General features: G+C 66.5%; 7 protein-coding genes and 4 pseudogenes. 7 read left to right on the top strand and 4 right to left on the bottom strand.

The window, feature by feature from the left end; genetic code table 11:
- Window positions 1-6: 6 nt before the first annotated feature.
- The 3 genes from gudD to kdgD all read right to left on the bottom strand — a co-directional run bounded on the left by gudD (window position 7) and on the right by kdgD (window position 3796).
- Window positions 7-1356, bottom strand: coding sequence for a glucarate dehydratase (gene gudD, locus ACFQE0_RS17825; RefSeq protein WP_378972029.1), 1350 nt, complete (start codon window positions 1354-1356; stop codon window positions 7-9).
- 77 nt (window positions 1357-1433) lie between these two features.
- Window positions 1434-2789, bottom strand: coding sequence for an MFS transporter (locus ACFQE0_RS17820; protein ID WP_378972026.1), 1356 nt, complete (start codon window positions 2787-2789; stop codon window positions 1434-1436).
- A 92-nt stretch (window positions 2790-2881) separates the two neighbouring features.
- Window positions 2882-3796 carry a 5-dehydro-4-deoxyglucarate dehydratase gene (kdgD, locus tag ACFQE0_RS17815; RefSeq protein ID WP_378972024.1) on the bottom strand — a complete coding sequence of 305 codons (915 nt, stop codon included), beginning with the start codon at window positions 3794-3796 and terminating at the stop codon, window positions 2882-2884.
- Window positions 3797-3904: 108 nt separating this feature from the next.
- On the opposite strand from kdgD, the gene ACFQE0_RS17810 reads away from it, so the two are divergent.
- A complete protein-coding gene (locus ACFQE0_RS17810) occupies window positions 3905-4855 on the top strand; it encodes a LysR family transcriptional regulator (RefSeq protein ID WP_378972021.1) in 951 nt (316 codons plus the stop codon).
- Window positions 4856-5223: 368 nt separating this feature from the next.
- Entirely contained in the window at window positions 5224-8490 is a 3267-nt protein-coding gene (locus ACFQE0_RS17805; protein ID WP_378972019.1) for a carbohydrate-binding domain-containing protein, read from the top strand.
- Between the two features lie 10 nt (window positions 8491-8500).
- Here ACFQE0_RS17805 and ACFQE0_RS17800 read toward each other — a convergent pair whose 3' ends face one another.
- Window positions 8501-9499, bottom strand: coding sequence for a LysR family transcriptional regulator (locus ACFQE0_RS17800; RefSeq protein ID WP_378972017.1), 999 nt, complete (start codon window positions 9497-9499; stop codon window positions 8501-8503).
- A 123-nt stretch (window positions 9500-9622) separates the two neighbouring features.
- Here ACFQE0_RS17800 and ACFQE0_RS17795 point away from each other — a divergent pair.
- The 5 genes and pseudogenes from ACFQE0_RS17795 (at window position 9623) to ACFQE0_RS17775 (ending at window position 15473) form a co-directional block, all read left to right on the top strand.
- Window positions 9623-10647, top strand: a pseudogene (locus ACFQE0_RS17795) (carbon-nitrogen hydrolase family protein).
- A 43-nt stretch (window positions 10648-10690) separates the two neighbouring features.
- Window positions 10691-11997, top strand: a pseudogene (locus tag ACFQE0_RS17790) (ABC transporter substrate-binding protein).
- A 10-nt stretch (window positions 11998-12007) separates the two neighbouring features.
- Window positions 12008-12884 (top strand): annotated as a pseudogene (locus tag ACFQE0_RS17785) (branched-chain amino acid ABC transporter permease).
- On the top strand, window positions 12884-14773 hold the full coding sequence (locus tag ACFQE0_RS17780) for a branched-chain amino acid ABC transporter ATP-binding protein/permease (RefSeq protein WP_378972014.1): 1890 nt from the start codon (window positions 12884-12886) through the stop codon (window positions 14771-14773). The pseudogene ACFQE0_RS17785 and the gene ACFQE0_RS17780 overlap by 1 nt, the downstream one beginning before the upstream one ends.
- Window positions 14770-15473, top strand: a pseudogene (locus tag ACFQE0_RS17775) (ABC transporter ATP-binding protein). Before ACFQE0_RS17780 ends, ACFQE0_RS17775 begins: the two are co-directional and overlap by 4 nt.
- The last annotated feature ends 206 nt before the right edge of the window (window positions 15474-15679 follow it).

Raw genomic sequence — 15679 nt, 5'->3', positions numbered from 1 at the left:
TTTATCCTACCGAACGAGGCAGGGCTTCTTGTTGTCGAAGGTCCAGTTCGGAACCAGGAACTGCATCGCCGCCGCGTCGTCGCGGGCGCCGAGGCCGTGGTCGCGGTAGAGGGCGTTCGCCTCTTCGACCGCCGCCCAGTCGAGCTCGATCCCGAGGCCGGGCCGCTCCGGCACCCGGACGAGGCCGCCTCGGATCGCGAGCGGCTCCTTCGTCAGGCGTTCGCCGTCCTGCCAGATCCAATGCGTGTCGATGGCGGTCACGTTGCCGGGCGCCGCCGCTGCGACATGGGTGAACATGGCGAGCGACACGTCGAAATGGTTGTTCGAGTGCGAGCCCCAGGTGAGCCCGTGGTCGCGGCAGAGCTGGGCCACGCGCACCGATCCGGCCATCGTCCAGAAGTGCGGATCGGCGAGCGGGATATCGACGGCGCCGAGCTGGATCGCGTGGTTCATCTGTCGCCAATCGGTGGCGATCATGTTGGTGGCGGTGGGCAGGCCGGTGGCCCGGCGGAACTCGGCCATGATCTCGCGGCCGGAGAAGCCGCCTTCCGCGCCGCACGGGTCCTCGGCATAGGCCAGCACATGGCCCTGCCCCTTGCACAGGCGGATCGCCTCTTCGAGGGACCACGCGCCGTTCGGATCGAGGGTCACGCGGGCCTGCGGGAAGCGCTCGTGGATCGCGGTCACGGCGGCGATTTCCTCCTCGCCGCGCAGGACGCCGCCCTTCAGCTTGAAGTCGTTGAAGCCGTATTGCTCGTAGGCCGCCTCGGCGAGACGGGCGACGGTCTCGGGGCTCAGGGCCTCCTCGTCGCGGAGGCGGAACCAGCCGTCGCGGGCGGTCGGGGCGCGGTAGCCGAGATCGGTCTTGGTGCGATCGCCGACGTAGAACAGGTAGCCCAGCATCTCGACCGCGTCGCGTTGCTGGCCTTCGCCCAGCAGGGCGGCGACCGGCACGTCGAGATATTGCCCGAGCAGGTCGAGGAAGGCGGATTCGACGGCCGTGACCGCGTGGATGGTGATGCGCAGATCGAAGGTCTGCAGGCCCCGGCCCCCGACATCGCGGTCGGCGAAATGGCTGCGCATGGTGTTCAGCACGGCGTTCCAGGCGCCCAGCGGCTGACCGATGATGAGGTCGCGGGCGTCCTCGAGCGTCTTGCGGATGCCCTCGCCGCCGGGAACCTCGCCGAGGCCGGTCGCGCCGGTCGAGTCGGTGAGCACCACGAGGTTGCGAGTGAAGAACGGGCCATGCGCGCCCGAGAGGTTCAGGAGCATGCTGTCATGGCCGGCGACGGGCACGACCTTCATCTCGGTGACGGTCGGCGTGTTGCGGGCGGCGTGACGGGGCTCGAACGACATGGCATTCCTCCTACGGATGCACGGGCCGAAAGCTTCGGGTGAGGAGGGCCGGCGTCGCGCGCCGGCCCCGGAGGGCGTCAGACGCCCTTCAGTTCGACGCGGCGGATCTCGCCGACCACCACGAGGTAGCAGAAGCAGGCGACCAGGGCGTTCAGGCCCACGAAGACCAGGGCGCCGTTGAACGAACCCGTCGATTGAACGATGTAGCCGATGGCGATCGGGGTGGTGATGCCCGCGGTGTTGCCGAAGGTGTTGAACAGGCCACCCGAAAGGCCGCCGCTCTCACGCGGCGAAGTGTCGGACACGACGGCCCAGCCGAGCGCCCCGATACCCTTGCCGAAGAAGGCGAGCGCCATCAGCCCCACCACCACCGCATCGGCCTGGACGTAGTTGCAACCGATGATGCTCATGGAGAGCAGCATGCCGCCGACGATCGGGATCTTACGGGCGGCGGTGAGCGAGTAGCCGCGGCGCAGGAGCATGTCGGAAATCACGCCGCCGAGGATGCCGCCGATGAAGCCACACAAAGCCGGAAGCACCGCCGCGAAACCCGCCTGAAGGATCGACAGGCCGCGCTCCTTCACGAGGTAGACGGGGAACCACGTCAGGAAGAAGTAGGTCAGCACCGTGATGCAGTACTGGCCGACATAGATCCCGAGCAGCATCCGGTTGGACAGCAACTCGCGCAGGGTCTTGCCCGTGTTGGTCCGCTTCGCGGTTCCCTGCCCGTCCATGTCGAGAAGGGCGCCGCCCGCCTCGATGTAGTCGCGCTCGGCCGCGTTCATCATCGGGTGCTTCTTCGGGCTGTCGATGACCTGAAGCCAAAGCAGGGCGAAGGCGATGCCGAGGATGCCCATGCTGGTGAAGACATGGTGCCAGCCGAACGTGTGGACGATCCACGCCATCAGCGGCGTGAACAGAACGGTCGCGAAATACTGCGCCGAGTTGAAGAAGGCCGAAGCCATCCCACGCTCGCGGGTGGGGAACCACGCTGCGACGATGCGGGCATTGGCCGGGAAGACCGGCGCCTCGGTGAGGCCGACCGCGAGCCGCAGGGCAAAGAGCATCACGACGGCGGTGAGGCCGGTGAAGAAGCCCACCGCGCCCTGCACCAGCGTGAACCCGGACCACAGGGCGATGGCCGCCGCGTAGACCCACTTCACGCCGAAGCGGTCGAGGAGCCAGCCGCCGGGGATCTGGGCGAGCACGTAGGACCAGGCGAAGGCCGAGAAGACGTAGCCCATCTGGATCGGCGTGAGGCCGAGTTCCTTGGCCATGTCCGGCCCGGCGATGGAGATGGTGGCACGGTCGGCGTAATTGATCGTGGTGGCCGCGAACAGCATCAGCACGATGAGGATGCGGACGCGGGTGCGGCGCGCCGCGTCGGCACCGACGAGCGTCGCGCTCGTGGTGCCGCTCGTAGAGGCACTCATGGACGTTCTCCCTGGATGGGCGCCGCCCGGTTGAGTCCGGGCGATCGGTCGTGCCGCCGTTGGCTCGGCGGTTGTTCGTTCGGATCGGGCGATTAGCGGCGGTCGCCGATCAGCGCCTTCAACTCGGCGATCTCGGCCGCGTCGAAATCGGTGAGCGGCGGACGGACCGGGCCCGCATGACGGCCCACGGCGGTCATGCCCGCCTTGACGATCGACACCGCGTAGCCGCGCTTGCGGTTGCGGATCGCGATGTAGGGCAGCACGAAATCGCGCAGTTCCCGGTAGACGCCGTCACGGTCGCGGCGGCGGACCATGTCGTAGAAGGACAGGGCCCATTCGGGGAGGAAGTTGAAGATCGCCGAGGAATAGGTGGTGACGCCCATTTCCAGGTACGGGAGGGCGAAGGTCTCGGCGGTGGGCAAGCCGCCGACATAGGTCAGGCGATCACCGAGCCCGGCATAGATCCGGGTCATCAGTTCGACGTCGCCGACGCCGTCCTTGAAGCCCACGAGGTTCGGGTTGCGCTCACACAGGCCCGCGAGGGTCTGCTCGTTCAACTGCGCATTGGCGCGGTTGTAGACGATGATGCCGAGCGAGGTCGCCTTGCACACCGCCTCGATATGGGCGGCCAGACCGACCTGCTCGGAGCCGACGAGGTAGGGCGGCAGCAGCAGGATACCGTCGGCGCCCGCAGCCTCGGCCGCCTTGGCGAGTTCGACGGCCAGCGCCGTCCCCTGCCCGGCGGGGGCGATGACCGGCGTCCGGCCACGGGTTTCCTCAATGCAGGCGCGGACCACGCGGTCGATCTCGGCGGGAGTGAGCGAGAAGAATTCGCCGGTGCCGCCCGCTGCGAACAGGCCCGAGACCTTGTAATCGGCCAAGCGGCTCAGGTTGTCGCGATAGGCGCCTTCGTTGACCGAGTAATCGTCATTGAAATGCGTGACGGGGAAGGACAGGAGGCCGGAGCCGAGAACCTGCGCCATCTCCACGGGGGTCATCCGTGACATCTGTCTCACTCCCTGTTTCGCACCTTTCCGGCGTCGAGATAGGGATAGGCCCATGCCTTTTATGCGTCCAACATTGATTTTAACTCAATTATCCCACATCGTGCATTAATGTTCGATCTGGGTCACGCACGCAGCTTCATTGCCGTCGCCGAGGAGATGCATTTCGGCCGGGCTGCCGCGCGGCTGAATCTCACGCAATCCCCCCTGTCCCGGCAGATCCAGATGCTGGAACAGTCGCTGGGCGTCGCGCTGCTGGAGCGGACGACGCGGGCGGTGCGCCTGACCCCAGCGGGCCGGACCTTCCTGGCTGAGGCCTATCGAGTGCTCGCCGCGGTCGAGAGCGCCGCCCGTCTCACCCGCCGCACCGCGAGCGGGGAGAGCGGCACGATCAGGCTGAGCTTTACCGCGGCCTCCGCCTACAGGACACTTCCACGCATCGTCGCCCATATCCGCGCGAGGCTGCCGGCCATCGATCTTGTGCTGGAGGAGATGGTCTCCGACGAGCAGATCCAGGCCCTGGAGGAGAACCGCATCGATGTCGGCGTGCTGAGGCCCAGTCCGGCGCTTCAGGATGCCCGCACGCCGATCGCGACTGCCGCTATCGCGCACGAACAGCTGCTGCTCGCCATCCCGCGTCGCCATCCCCTGGCGAGCGGGGATGAGCCGACCCTGCGCGATCTCGACGGGGAGGCTTTGGTGACGTGGTCCCCGCGCGGCGGGCGTTACTTCATCGATCTGTTGGACAATCTGTTCAACGAAGCTGGTATCCGGCCGCGTGTCGTGCAGCGGGTGAACCAGCTGCACGCGATGCTGGCGCTGGTCGGCGCTGAGATCGGGGTCGCCCTGGTTCCAGACAGCGCCGTCGGCATCAGCATGACGGACATCGTCTTACGGCCCATCGCGGCGCCGGAGGCGGCGCGACCCAAACTCCTGCTGGCATGGCGGCAGGACAATCCCAACCCGTGCTTGCTCTCCTTCCGGTCGAGCCTTTTGGAAATGGCTGAGCGACCGGACCGAGCGACCGCACACGTCATGACGCCCAAACGAAGCTCGGACTGAAGCGGCCGAGGATGAGACGCAGTCCCGATACAGCAACGGGCTGGGGTCGAGTTTGCGAAGACTTTCAAACAAGCTCGACCGGCCGCCCCGCCGGCGTTAGCAAGTAGGACGGCGCGATTTTTGCATTGGGCAACAGACTGGTCGAAGGGCAGTAATGCGTTGCGCCATGCCTCTTTAAGAAGCACGAGCGCGATTTCATAGCATTGATAAAATTTAGCGCATTATTCGCCAGCAATGCTCGGCGATTGACCAGATCATGTAAGCGTGATGGCTGTTCGACAGAGTTCTCGGCAGCAAAGGCTGGGGCATAAATTTTATATTAATCTCCCGGCCTGAACGAAGTGAGGCAGAAGGAAAGGGCTCGCCCCATGCCGTCGCTCAATCTGTCTGGTTACAAGCTCACCTTCGATGACGAATTCAACAGCCTGAGCGTCTCGCAGACCGGTGCGGGGACCACCTATGCCGACACGCGCGCCGAGTGGCGCATCAACGGCGGGACGGCCGATATCGGCTTTGGAAGCACCTCGTTCGTCGATCCGGCGTCCGGCTATAACCCTTTCAGCGTTCAGAACGGCGCCCTCACGATCACCGCCATCCCGAAGCAGGCCTCGTCTGCCACTCCGGGGGCGTGGCAATCCGGTCTGATCACCACGCAGGGCAACTTCTCCCAGACCTACGGCTATTTCGAGATCCGGGCGGATTTCTCGAACGACCCGAACGCGTGGGATGCCTTCTGGCTCCTGCCCAACAAACAGTCTTCGGCAGCGAATACCGATGCGAGCCATCAGGAGCTCGATATCGTCGAGCATTATGGAAACAACGACGCGGGCGTCTACAGCACGATCCACACGACGGATCCTCAGCCGGCGGGCGTCCGCTGGCAGGATAATCGCCAAGTCTACAGCGAGCTGTCGCAGCCGTCTGGCTGCCACACCTACGGGATGAATTGGCAGGCGGATCGGATCACGTATTACGTCGATGGCCAGGAAGTCGGCTCGCAGGCTACGCCGTCGGACCTGAACACTCCGATGTACATTTTGGCCAATCTCGCCGTGCAGAGTAATGCCCCCACCACGGGCAACCCAATGACGTCGAAGATCGACTACATTCGGGTCTACTCGAACGATCAGAAGGCCGTCGCCGTTGCTCAGGGCGCGGTCTCGTCCCCCGATGGGTCTGATCCCGGCCTGTACGGAGCCACGGCGGCGGGGACCGGCCCCGCGACCGCCCCTGCCCCGGTCGTGACGACGGTGGGCTCGGGTGCGGACAAGCTGGTGCTTTCGATCAGCGAGGACGCGTATCTGGGCGATGCGCAGTTCACCGTCTCGGTGGACGGCAAACAGATCGGCGGCACCCTGACCGCGCATGCCGCCCACGGTGCGGCGGGCTACACCAAGGCCGGATCGAGCGCACAGAACGACCTGATCACCGTTCTGGGCGATTTCGGCCCGGGCGCTCACACGGTCAGCGTCAACTTCCTCAACGATGCCTATGGCAGCCCGGTCGGCTCGGGCACGGATCGCAACCTCTACATCGACAGCGCCAGCTTCAACGGCACGGTGGTGGCCAACAGTGCCCTCAGCCTGCTCTCCTCCGGCAGCAAGAGCTTCTCTATTCCAGCTACGGGCACGAGCAGCACCGGCACCACAACCAGTCCTTCCACGAGCACGGGCGGCACCACCGCGTCGGCGCTGACGGTGGGTTCGGGTGCGGACAAGCTGGTACTCTCGATCAGCGAGGACGCGTATCAGGGCGATGCGCAGTTCACCGTCTCGGTGGATGGCAAACAGATCGGCGGCACCCTGACCGCGCATGCCGCCCACGGAGCGGCGGGCTACACCAAGGCCGGATCAGCCACGCAGAACGATCTGGTCACCGTGCTGGGCGATTTCGGCCCGGGCGCTCACACGGTCAGCGTCAACTTCCTCAACGATGCCTATGGCAGCCCCGTCGGCTCGGGCACGGATCGCAACCTCTACGTCGACAGCGCCAGCTTCAACGGAACGGTGGTGGCCAACAGTGCCTTGAGCCTGCTCTCCTCCGGCAGCAAGAGCTTCTCTATTCCAGCCACGGGCACGAGCAGCACCGGCACCACCACCAGCCCAGCCACAGGCGGCACCACCTCATCGGCGCTGACGGTGGGTTCGGGTGCGGACAAGCTAGTGCTCTCGATCAGCGAGGACGCGTATCAGGGCGATGCGCAGTTCACCGTCTCGGTGGATGGCAAACAGATCGGCGGCACCCTGACCGCGCATGCCGCCCACGGAGCGGCGGGCTACACCAAGGCCGGATCAGCCACGCAGAACGACCTGATCACCGTGCTGGGCGATTTCGGGCCGGGCGCTCACACGGTCAGCGTCAACTTTCTCAACGATGCCTATGGCAGCCCCGTTGGCTCCGGCACCGATCGCAACCTCTACGTCGACAGCGCAAGCTTCAACGGCGCGGCTTTGGCCAACAGCGCCTTGAGCCTGCTCTCCTCCGGGAGCCAGAGCTTCACCATCCCAGGCACGGCCGCGAGCAGCACAGGTACCACTACAAGCCCTTCCACGGGCACAGGTAGTACCACCGCGTCGGCGCTGACGGTGGGGTCAGGGGCGGACAAGCTGGTGCTTTCGATCAGCGAGGACGCGTATCAGGGCGACGCGCAGTTCACCGTCTCGGTGGACGGCAAACAGATCGGCGGTACCCTCACCGCGCATGCCGCCCACGGCGCGGCGGGCTACACCAAGGCCGGATCAGCCACGCAGAACGATCTGGTCACCGTGCTGGGCGATTTCGGCCCGGGCGCTCACACGGTCAGCGTCAACTTCCTCAACGATGCCTATGGCAGCCCGGTCGGCTCGGGCACGGATCGCAACTTGTACGTCGACAGCGCCAGCTTCAACGGAACGGTGGTGGCCAACAGTGCCTTGAGCCTGCTCTCCTCCGGCAGTCAGAGCTTCACCATCCCAGGCACGGCGGCGAGCAGCACCGGCACCGGGGGAAATGCGTCCTCGCCGATGAGCGTGGGCTCGGGCGCGGATACCTTGACGCTGGCGATCAGCGAGGACGCGTTTCAGGGCGACGCGCAATTCACCGTATCAGTGGATGGCCATCAGATCGGCGGGATCCTGACCGCGCACGCGGCCCATGGTGCGGCGGGCTATACCAAGGCCGGATCGAGCGCCCAGGACGATTGGTTCAAGGTGCTGGGCGATTTCGGACCGGGTGCTCACACGGTGAGCGTCAACTTCCTCAACGATGCCTATACCAGCCCCGTAGGCTCCGGCACCGACCGCAACCTTTACGTCGACAGCGCCAGCTTCAACGGTGTGGCGGTGGCCAATAGCAGCCTGAGCCTGCTGTCCTCCGGGAGCCAGAGCTTCACCATCCCCGCCGCGGGTACGAGCAACGCTGGTCCGAACACGTTCGTCTTTCCGTCGCATTTCGGAAATCAGTCAGTTCAGAATTTCAACGTCAATTCCGATACGCTGCAGTTCGACCACACCACGTTCGCGAGTTTTGCGGATGTACAGGCGCATGCTCAGCAGGTCGGAGCCAGCACGGTGATCACGGATGCTGTCGGAGATACGCTGACGCTGACCGGTGTCGCGCTGGCGAACCTCCACGCCAGCGACTTCCACTTCGTGTGAGAAACGGCTGTCAGGGCGAGATCGCTTTCGCTCGCCCTGATTTGGTCTGGCTGGTCTTCTGGCACCATTGGGGGATCGAGAAGGAGGCCAGCTGGCTGGGCCGCAGATCGACCTGCAAGGACGGATCCGAGCGGAAGAGGGTTTTCAGGAAGCCCGAGACCGCTCTGATGCGCGGCGAGAATTGAAGGTCGGTGTGGACGTTGAGCCAGAGGTCCCGCGTCGTCGTGACGTCATCGTGCAGGACAGGGACCAGGGCATCGCGCCCGGTCACCGCGAAGCTCGGGAGAAGGACGATGCCGAGCCCACCGGCCGCCGCCTGCTTCTGCGCGATCATGCTCGTTGAGTGGAAAACGGTCCTGCGATCCGCGATGATGTCATCGAGCCAGCGCACGCAATCGACCTGCACGAGATCGTCGACGTAGGTGACGAAGGCGTGGCGCTCCAGATCCTGCACGGAACGCGGCGTTCCCGCCCGATCGAGATAGCCCGGCGAGGCGTAGAGGCCGAGACGGAAGCGGCCGATCCGCTCGGAGACGAGCCCCTGCCCCGGCGGCTTGAAGAAGCTCAGGAAGAGGTCGGCCTCCCGGCGGTTCACGTACACCGTCTGGGGTGAGGTCAGCAGCTCGACGGTGAGGTCGGGATGCGTCTCGTGCAACTGCACGAACCGCTCCGCGAGGTAGAGCGAGGCGATACCCTCCATCGTTGCAAGGCGGACGCGGCCCCCGGCCTGTCCCGAGCCGGGGGTGACCTCCTCCTCCATGGCGATGATGGCGCTCTCCACCCGCTCCGCATGGCGGAGCAGGCGCTGGCCGGCCTCACTCAGCCGAAGGCCCGACGGCACACGCTCGAACAGGGAGACGCCCAGCGCGGATTCCAGATGGGCGAGGCGGCGGCTGACCGTCGATTGATCGACCCGCAGCCTCTTGGCGGCCCCCGCGAGGCTGCCCCCACGGGCGGCATGGACGAAGACCTTCAGGTCATCCCAGTCGAGCTGATCGAGGGCGCGCATGGTCTCTTGCGCCGCAAGACTCGCGCCACCTCGTCGGCTTGGGATGCGTGCAAGGGCGCTTGCGCATTTGTCCGCTTCAAGCGGCGGCGCGGGTGCCTAAGCTCGGCCTCGAAAGGGCCATCCATGCATCCCCGTTTCAAGGCAGCCGCGATCCATGCCGCACCGGTCTTCCTCGACGCGAGGGCGACCACGGACAAGGCGGTCTCGCTCATCCACGAGGCGGCCAGGGCCGGCGCGGCCCTCGTGGCCTTTCCGGAGACCTTCATCCCGGCCTTCCCGGTCTGGGCCGCCCTCGCGGCGCCGATCGACAACCACGACCTTTTCGCGCGCATGGCCGACCAGTCGGTTGTGATCGACGGGCCGGAGGTCGCCCGCATCCGCGAGGCCGCGAAGGCAGCGGGCGTCGTCGTCTCCCTCGGCCTCAGCGAGCGCTCGCCCGTCAGCGTCGCCTGCCTGTGGAACAGCAACCTGCTGATCGGCGAGACCGGCGAGATCCTGAACCACCACCGCAAGCTCGTCCCGACCTTCTACGAGAAGCTGATCTGGGCGGCGGGCGACGGGGCGGGGCTGAAGGTCGTGGAGACGGCGATCGGGCGGATCGGCCAGCTCATCTGTGGCGAGAATACCAACCCGCTCGCTCGCTACAGCCTGATGGCCCAGGGCGAGCAGTTTCACATCTCATCCTGGCCGCCGGTCTGGCCGACGCGCCGTCCGGCGGGCGGTGGCAACTACGACAACCTCGCGGCCAACCGGCTCCGGGCGGGCGCCCATTGCTTCGAGGCCAAGGTCTTCGGCCTCGTCACCGCCAGCGTGCTCGACCGCAGGGCCTTCGACATCATCGCCGCCTGCGATCCCCGCGCCGCGGAGGTGCTGGAAGGGACGCCGCGCGCGGCCTCGTTCTTCCTCGATCCGACCGGCGCGCAGATCGGCGAGGCGCTGCAGGAGGAGGAATCCTCTATGCCGACATCGATCTCGCTTCCTGCATCGAGCCGAAGCAGTTCCATGACGTGGTTGGCTACTACAACCGCTTCGACGTGTTCGATCTGACGGTGAACCGCCGCCGCCTCGCGCCCGCGACCTTCCGCGATCCCGATTTCTCGCCCTCGACCATGCCCCTCCCCGCCCCGCTTTCCGGCGACGGCGCGTGACTTGCTGAGCCTCCTTCCGACCCCCTTTCAGCGGAGATCCGCCATGCTGTTCGACCGTCGCAAGCTGCTCCTCGGGGGCGCCGCCGGGCTGATGCTGCCGGGCCTCGCCCGGGCGCAATCGCCCGCCGCGATCGGCACCTTCCCGGATGGCGTCGGCGCGGATTCCGTTTTCGTAGGCCTGAACATGCCGTTGACCGGAGTCTTCTCGGGTGATGGCAACGACTTGAAGCTCGGCTACGAACTCGCCATCGCGCAGATCAATGCGGGCGGCGAGATCCCGGCCACCTGGGGCCTCAAGGGCAAGGGCGTGCTCGGGCGCCAAATCCGCTACAAGGTCGCCGACACGGAGGGGAAGCCCAACGTCGCGGTGCAGGCAGCGACGCAATTCATCCAGCGCGACAAGGCGATTCAGTTCTCGGGCTCGGTGAGCAGTTCGGAAGCGATCGCCCTCGAAGAACTCGCGAGCCGCGACAAGGTCCTCTACATGGTCGGCATCGCCGGCTCGAACGACGTCACCGGCAAGAATTGCCAGCGTTACGGCTTCCGCTCGCAGCAGAACGCCTACATGGCCGCCAAGGCGCTGGCTCCGGTGGTCGCCAAAGCGCTCGGTCCCAAGCGCAAGATGGCCTTCCTGGTGCCGGACTACACCTACGGCCAGACGGTCTATGACTCCTTCGCCAAATTCGCCAAAGAAGCCGGCTGGACGCAGGTTTTGAAGGAAACGGTGCCCTTGGGCACCGCCGATTGCGCTCGGCGCTACTCAACATTGCCAATAGCGGCGCCGACGTCTTCGTGAACATCTGCTTCGGGGCCGATGCGGTGGCCTCGACCAAGCAGGCCGAGCAATTCGGCGTCCTGTCGAGCATGAAGCTCGTGGTGCCGAACCTGTCCTCCTTCCAGGACAAGGAACTGGGCGCCGAGCTGATGCAGGGCGTCTACGGCTCTTGCGATTTCTGGTGGACGCTGGAGGACCGCTACCCGCTGGCCAAGACGTTCGTTGCGAGCTTCCTGGAGAAGAACAAGTATCACCCGCGCTGGGGTGCGCATATCGCCTACATGCAGACCTATCTCTGGGCGCTCACGGTCGAGCGCGTCGGCGGGTTCAATCCCGTGGACATGATCAAGGCGATGGAAGCCTCGAAGAGCCAGCCTTACGACTCGACCATCGGCAAGGTCTATTACCGCGCCGAGGACCACCAGATGGTCCGTCCGATCCCGATCCTGAAGGGCAAGGCGCCCGGCGCGATGAAGGGCCCGGAGGATTTCTACGAAATCGTGGACGTGGTCGAGGGCGAGAGCGTGATGAACCCGCCCGACCTGTTCGGCTGCAAGCTCGGCTCCTACACCTGAGGAGGCCACCATGCCGAGCACAGCGGTTCTCCTCTCCCAGGCCTTCAATGGTCTCGCCCTCGGGAGCCTGCTGGCGCTCGTATCCAGCGGCCTCACCATCATTCTGGGCACGCTCGGCGTGCTCAATTTCGCTCACGGCGCGCTGTTCGCCGTGGGCGCCTACACCGCCTTCGTGATGATGTCGGCGACGCATTCCTTCCTGCTCGCCCTGCTCGGTGGCTGTGCAGTCATGCTGATCATCGGCTTCGCCATGGAGCGGCTGGTGATCCGGCACTTCTACGCGCGGCCCGACGAGGACCAGATTCTCGTCACCTACGGCATCGGCATCGTGCTCGTGGAGGCGCTGCGCGCGTGGTTCGGCGGGAACAGCCAGCGCGTGCCGGTGCCCTCCTGGGGCGTCGGGGCGACGAAGCTCGGCTTCCTCGTCTATCCGACCTACCGGCTGCAACTGATCGGCATCGTCGCGGCGCTTCTCTTGGCCCTCTACCTCGTCCTGTATCGCACCGCGATCGGCCTCGTGGTGCGGGCGGGCATCGAGAATGCCGGTATGGTCGGCATCCTCGGCATCGACGTGCGCCGCACCTTCCTCCTCGTCTTCGCCATCGGCATCGTCGCGGTAGGGCTCGCGGGAATGCTCTACGCCCCCGTCGTCTCGGTGACGCCCGACATGGGCGCGACCTTCATGGTGCAATCCTTCGTGGTCATCGTGCTGGGCGGGCTGGGCTCGTTCCCCGGCGCGGTGGTGGGCGGGCTCATCGCGGGCGAGATCATCAGCCTGACGAGCGCCTTCGAGCTCCGCCTATTCGGAGGTGATGCTCTACGGCCTGATGGCGCTCGTGCTGGTGGCCCGGCCGCAGGGCCTGTTCGGCACGGAGGGCCGCGTCTGATGCCTCCTGCCCTTCGCCGCATCTTCCCCGAACTGGCGCTCGCAGCGTTCCTCGTGGCCGCCCCCGTCCTGCTTCCACCGCTCGGCTTCTCGCACGATCTGCTGTCGCGGGCGCTCAACTGGGCGCTGTTCGGCCTCGGGCTCGACATCCTGTTCGGGCTCGCAGGCCTCCTGTCCTTCGGGCAGGCCGCCTTCTACGGCACGGGCGGTTTCGTCGCCGCCACCCTCCTCGTCTCCGGCACGGTGGGAAGCGTCTGGCTCGCTCTCCTGGCCGGGACGCTGGCAGCAGGGCTGTTCGGCCTCCTCGTCGGCTGGCTCGCGGTCCGGCGCATCGGCATCTACTTCGCCATGATCACCCTGGCCTTCGGCCAGATGGCCTATTTCATCCAGAACTCGCCGCTCTCGGACTGGACCGGCGGCGAGAACGGCATCGCCGGGGTGCCCCTGCCCACGATCGGCTTCGGGGCGAGCGCGGTGCGCATCACCGCCGGGCTGCCGATGTACGCGCTGCTCGCCGTCATCTTCCTCGTAGGCTTTGTCCTGGCCCGCCGCATCGCGAAATCCCCCGTGGGACTGATCCTGCGGGCGGTGAAGGAAAACACCGCCCGCGTGGCGATGCTCGGCCACGACGTCCCGGCCTACAAGCTCGCCGCCTTCACGATCGCCGCCCTCTATGCCGGCCTCGCCGGGGCGATGCTCGGGCCGTTCCAGAGCTACATGCCGCCGGATGCCTTCGCCCTGGAGACCTCGGGGCAACTCGTGGTGCAGACCATCGTCGGCGGCGTCGGCACGCTGGTCGGACCCCTTGTCGGCGCGGCCCTCTGGCTGTGGCTGCGTGACAACCTGCAACTCATCCCCGGCCTCGGCCCGCTGTGGAAGCTCGTCCTGGGCCTCGCCTTCATCGGCCTCGTAATCGGCCTGCGCCGGGGCATCTGCGGGGAGATCGTGCACCTCTGGCACCGCCGCCGGGAGGCCCGCCGCCTGCGTGCGGACCTCACCCGGACCGAGGCGATCGAGGCCACGGGCGAAGCGCCGGTCCGCGCCATCCCGGCCGAGATCGCCCTGCCGATGCCGCGCCCCGACGTCGATGGACGGAGGGCCCATGGCGAAACCGCCCTGGAGGCGCGTGGGCTTGCCCGGCACTACGGTGGCCTGAAGGCGGTGGACGGGGTGAGCTTCACCGTGCGCCGGGGTTCGATCCACGCGGTCATCGGGCCGAACGGGGCGGGCAAGAGCACCCTGTTCAAGATGCTCTCCGACGAGGTGAGCCCCAGCGCGGGCGAGGTGCTGCTGTTCGGTGAGCGGTTGACCGGTGGCGGGGTGAGCCGGGCGGCCCAGCGGGGCGTCGCGAAGAGCAACCAGCTCAACCAGCTCTTTCTCAACCTCACGGTGCAGGAGAACCTGCGAGTCGCCGCGCTGGCGCGGGCGCGGGGCCGCTTCCGCCTCGATCTCCTCGCCCCCGCCGAGGGCCGCTCCGAGGTGGAGGCCCAGATCGCGACGCTGATGGATCTCCTCGATCTCGGCGGCCGTGCCGACACACCGGCGAGCGTCCTGGCCTATGGCGAGAAGCGGCGCCTCGAAATCGGCATGGCTCTCGCCACCAGCCCGAACGTCCTGCTCCTCGATGAGCCGCTGGCGGGCATGAGCCTGTCGGAGCGGGCGGCGACCTGCGCCCTGATCCGGCGCATCGCGAAGGCTTGCACGGTCGTCGTGGTGGAGCACGACCTCGACGCGATCTTCGAGCTGGCCGAGCGGATCACGGTCCTCTGCGAAGGCCGCCTGCTGGCCGATGGCCCCGCCGACAGCATCCGCCGGGACGCCGCCGTGCAGCGGGCCTATCTCGGGGCCGGGCCCGCTGAGGCCGATGCCATGGTCGGGAGCGCCGCATGAGCCTGCTCGAAGTCGAGGGCATCGATACCCTCTACGGGGATTCGCACGTCCTGTTCGGTGTCTCCCTGCGGGTCGAGGAAAACGAGGTGGTGGCTCTGCTCGGCCGCAACGGTGCGGGCAAGACCACGACCTTGCGCACCCTTATGGGCGTGCTGAGCCCCCGGCGCGGCGCGATCCGGCTGGACGGGAAGCCGATCCAGGGGCTTCCCCCTCGAAGATCGCCCGGGTGGGCATGCAACTCGTGCCCGAGGAGCGGGCGGTGTTCGGCGGGCTGACCGTCGAGGAGAACCTGCGCGTCGCCCGGCTGACCGCGCCGAAGGCGTGGCCCATCGACCGGATCTGGGAAGTCTTCCCTCGGCTGAAGGAGCGGCGTACCTCGCGAGCGCGGACCCTGTCGGGGGGCGAGCAGCAGATGCTCTCGATCGCCCGCGCCTTGATCCGCGATCCCCGCATCCTGCTCCTCGACGAGCCGTTCGAGGGCTTGGCTCCGCTGATCGTGCAGGACCTCGTGGCGTTGACCAAGCGTCTGGCCAAGGAAGGCCGCACGATCGTCGTCGTCGAGCAGAACGTCGCGGCCGTCCTGAGCTTCGCCGACCGGGTCTACGGGTTCAACAACGGTCACGTCGTCTACGAGGGGCAAGCGTCGTCCCTCCGCGCGGATCCGGCCCCGATGCGGGGCTTCATGGGGCTCGCCCACTGACAACGTGCGGGACGCTTACGGAATCAGCGCATCCCATCACGTGAGCGCTGATAATATTGCGCACTATATTTTAGCTGTCGATCGAAATTGTCCCCTAACAGCGCCCCGTACATCGCACGATGAAGCGCTCTCCATAGCTTGACGGGGTAAACTTGGCTGCCAAGTGGGTCGGGCAGGCACAGTCACCTTTGAAAGTGCCATGAACG

This window comes from Methylobacterium komagatae, from assembly GCF_042661665.1.
GTDB lineage: Bacteria > Pseudomonadota > Alphaproteobacteria > Rhizobiales > Beijerinckiaceae > Methylobacterium > Methylobacterium komagatae.
Note: the sequence above shows the minus strand (reverse complement) of the source record. Positions and strands in the feature narration are given on the sequence as shown.

What these genes read in the sequence shown, in the direction of transcription:
- gudD (WP_378972029.1), bottom strand. Translation starts at nt 1,356, where the DNA reads ATGTCGTTCGAGCCCCGTCACGCCGCCCGCAACACGCCGACCGTCACC.
- ACFQE0_RS17820 (WP_378972026.1), bottom strand. Translation starts at nt 2,789, where the DNA reads ATGAGTGCCTCTACGAGCGGCACCACGAGCGCGACGCTCGTCGGTGCC.
- kdgD (WP_378972024.1), bottom strand. Translation starts at nt 3,796, where the DNA reads ATGTCACGGATGACCCCCGTGGAGATGGCGCAGGTTCTCGGCTCCGGC.
- ACFQE0_RS17810 (WP_378972021.1), top strand. Translation starts at nt 3,905, where the DNA reads ATGTTCGATCTGGGTCACGCACGCAGCTTCATTGCCGTCGCCGAGGAG.
- ACFQE0_RS17805 (WP_378972019.1), top strand. Translation starts at nt 5,224, where the DNA reads ATGCCGTCGCTCAATCTGTCTGGTTACAAGCTCACCTTCGATGACGAA.
- ACFQE0_RS17800 (WP_378972017.1), bottom strand. Translation starts at nt 9,499, where the DNA reads ATGCGCGCCCTCGATCAGCTCGACTGGGATGACCTGAAGGTCTTCGTC.
- ACFQE0_RS17780 (WP_378972014.1), top strand. Translation starts at nt 12,884, where the DNA reads ATGCCTCCTGCCCTTCGCCGCATCTTCCCCGAACTGGCGCTCGCAGCG.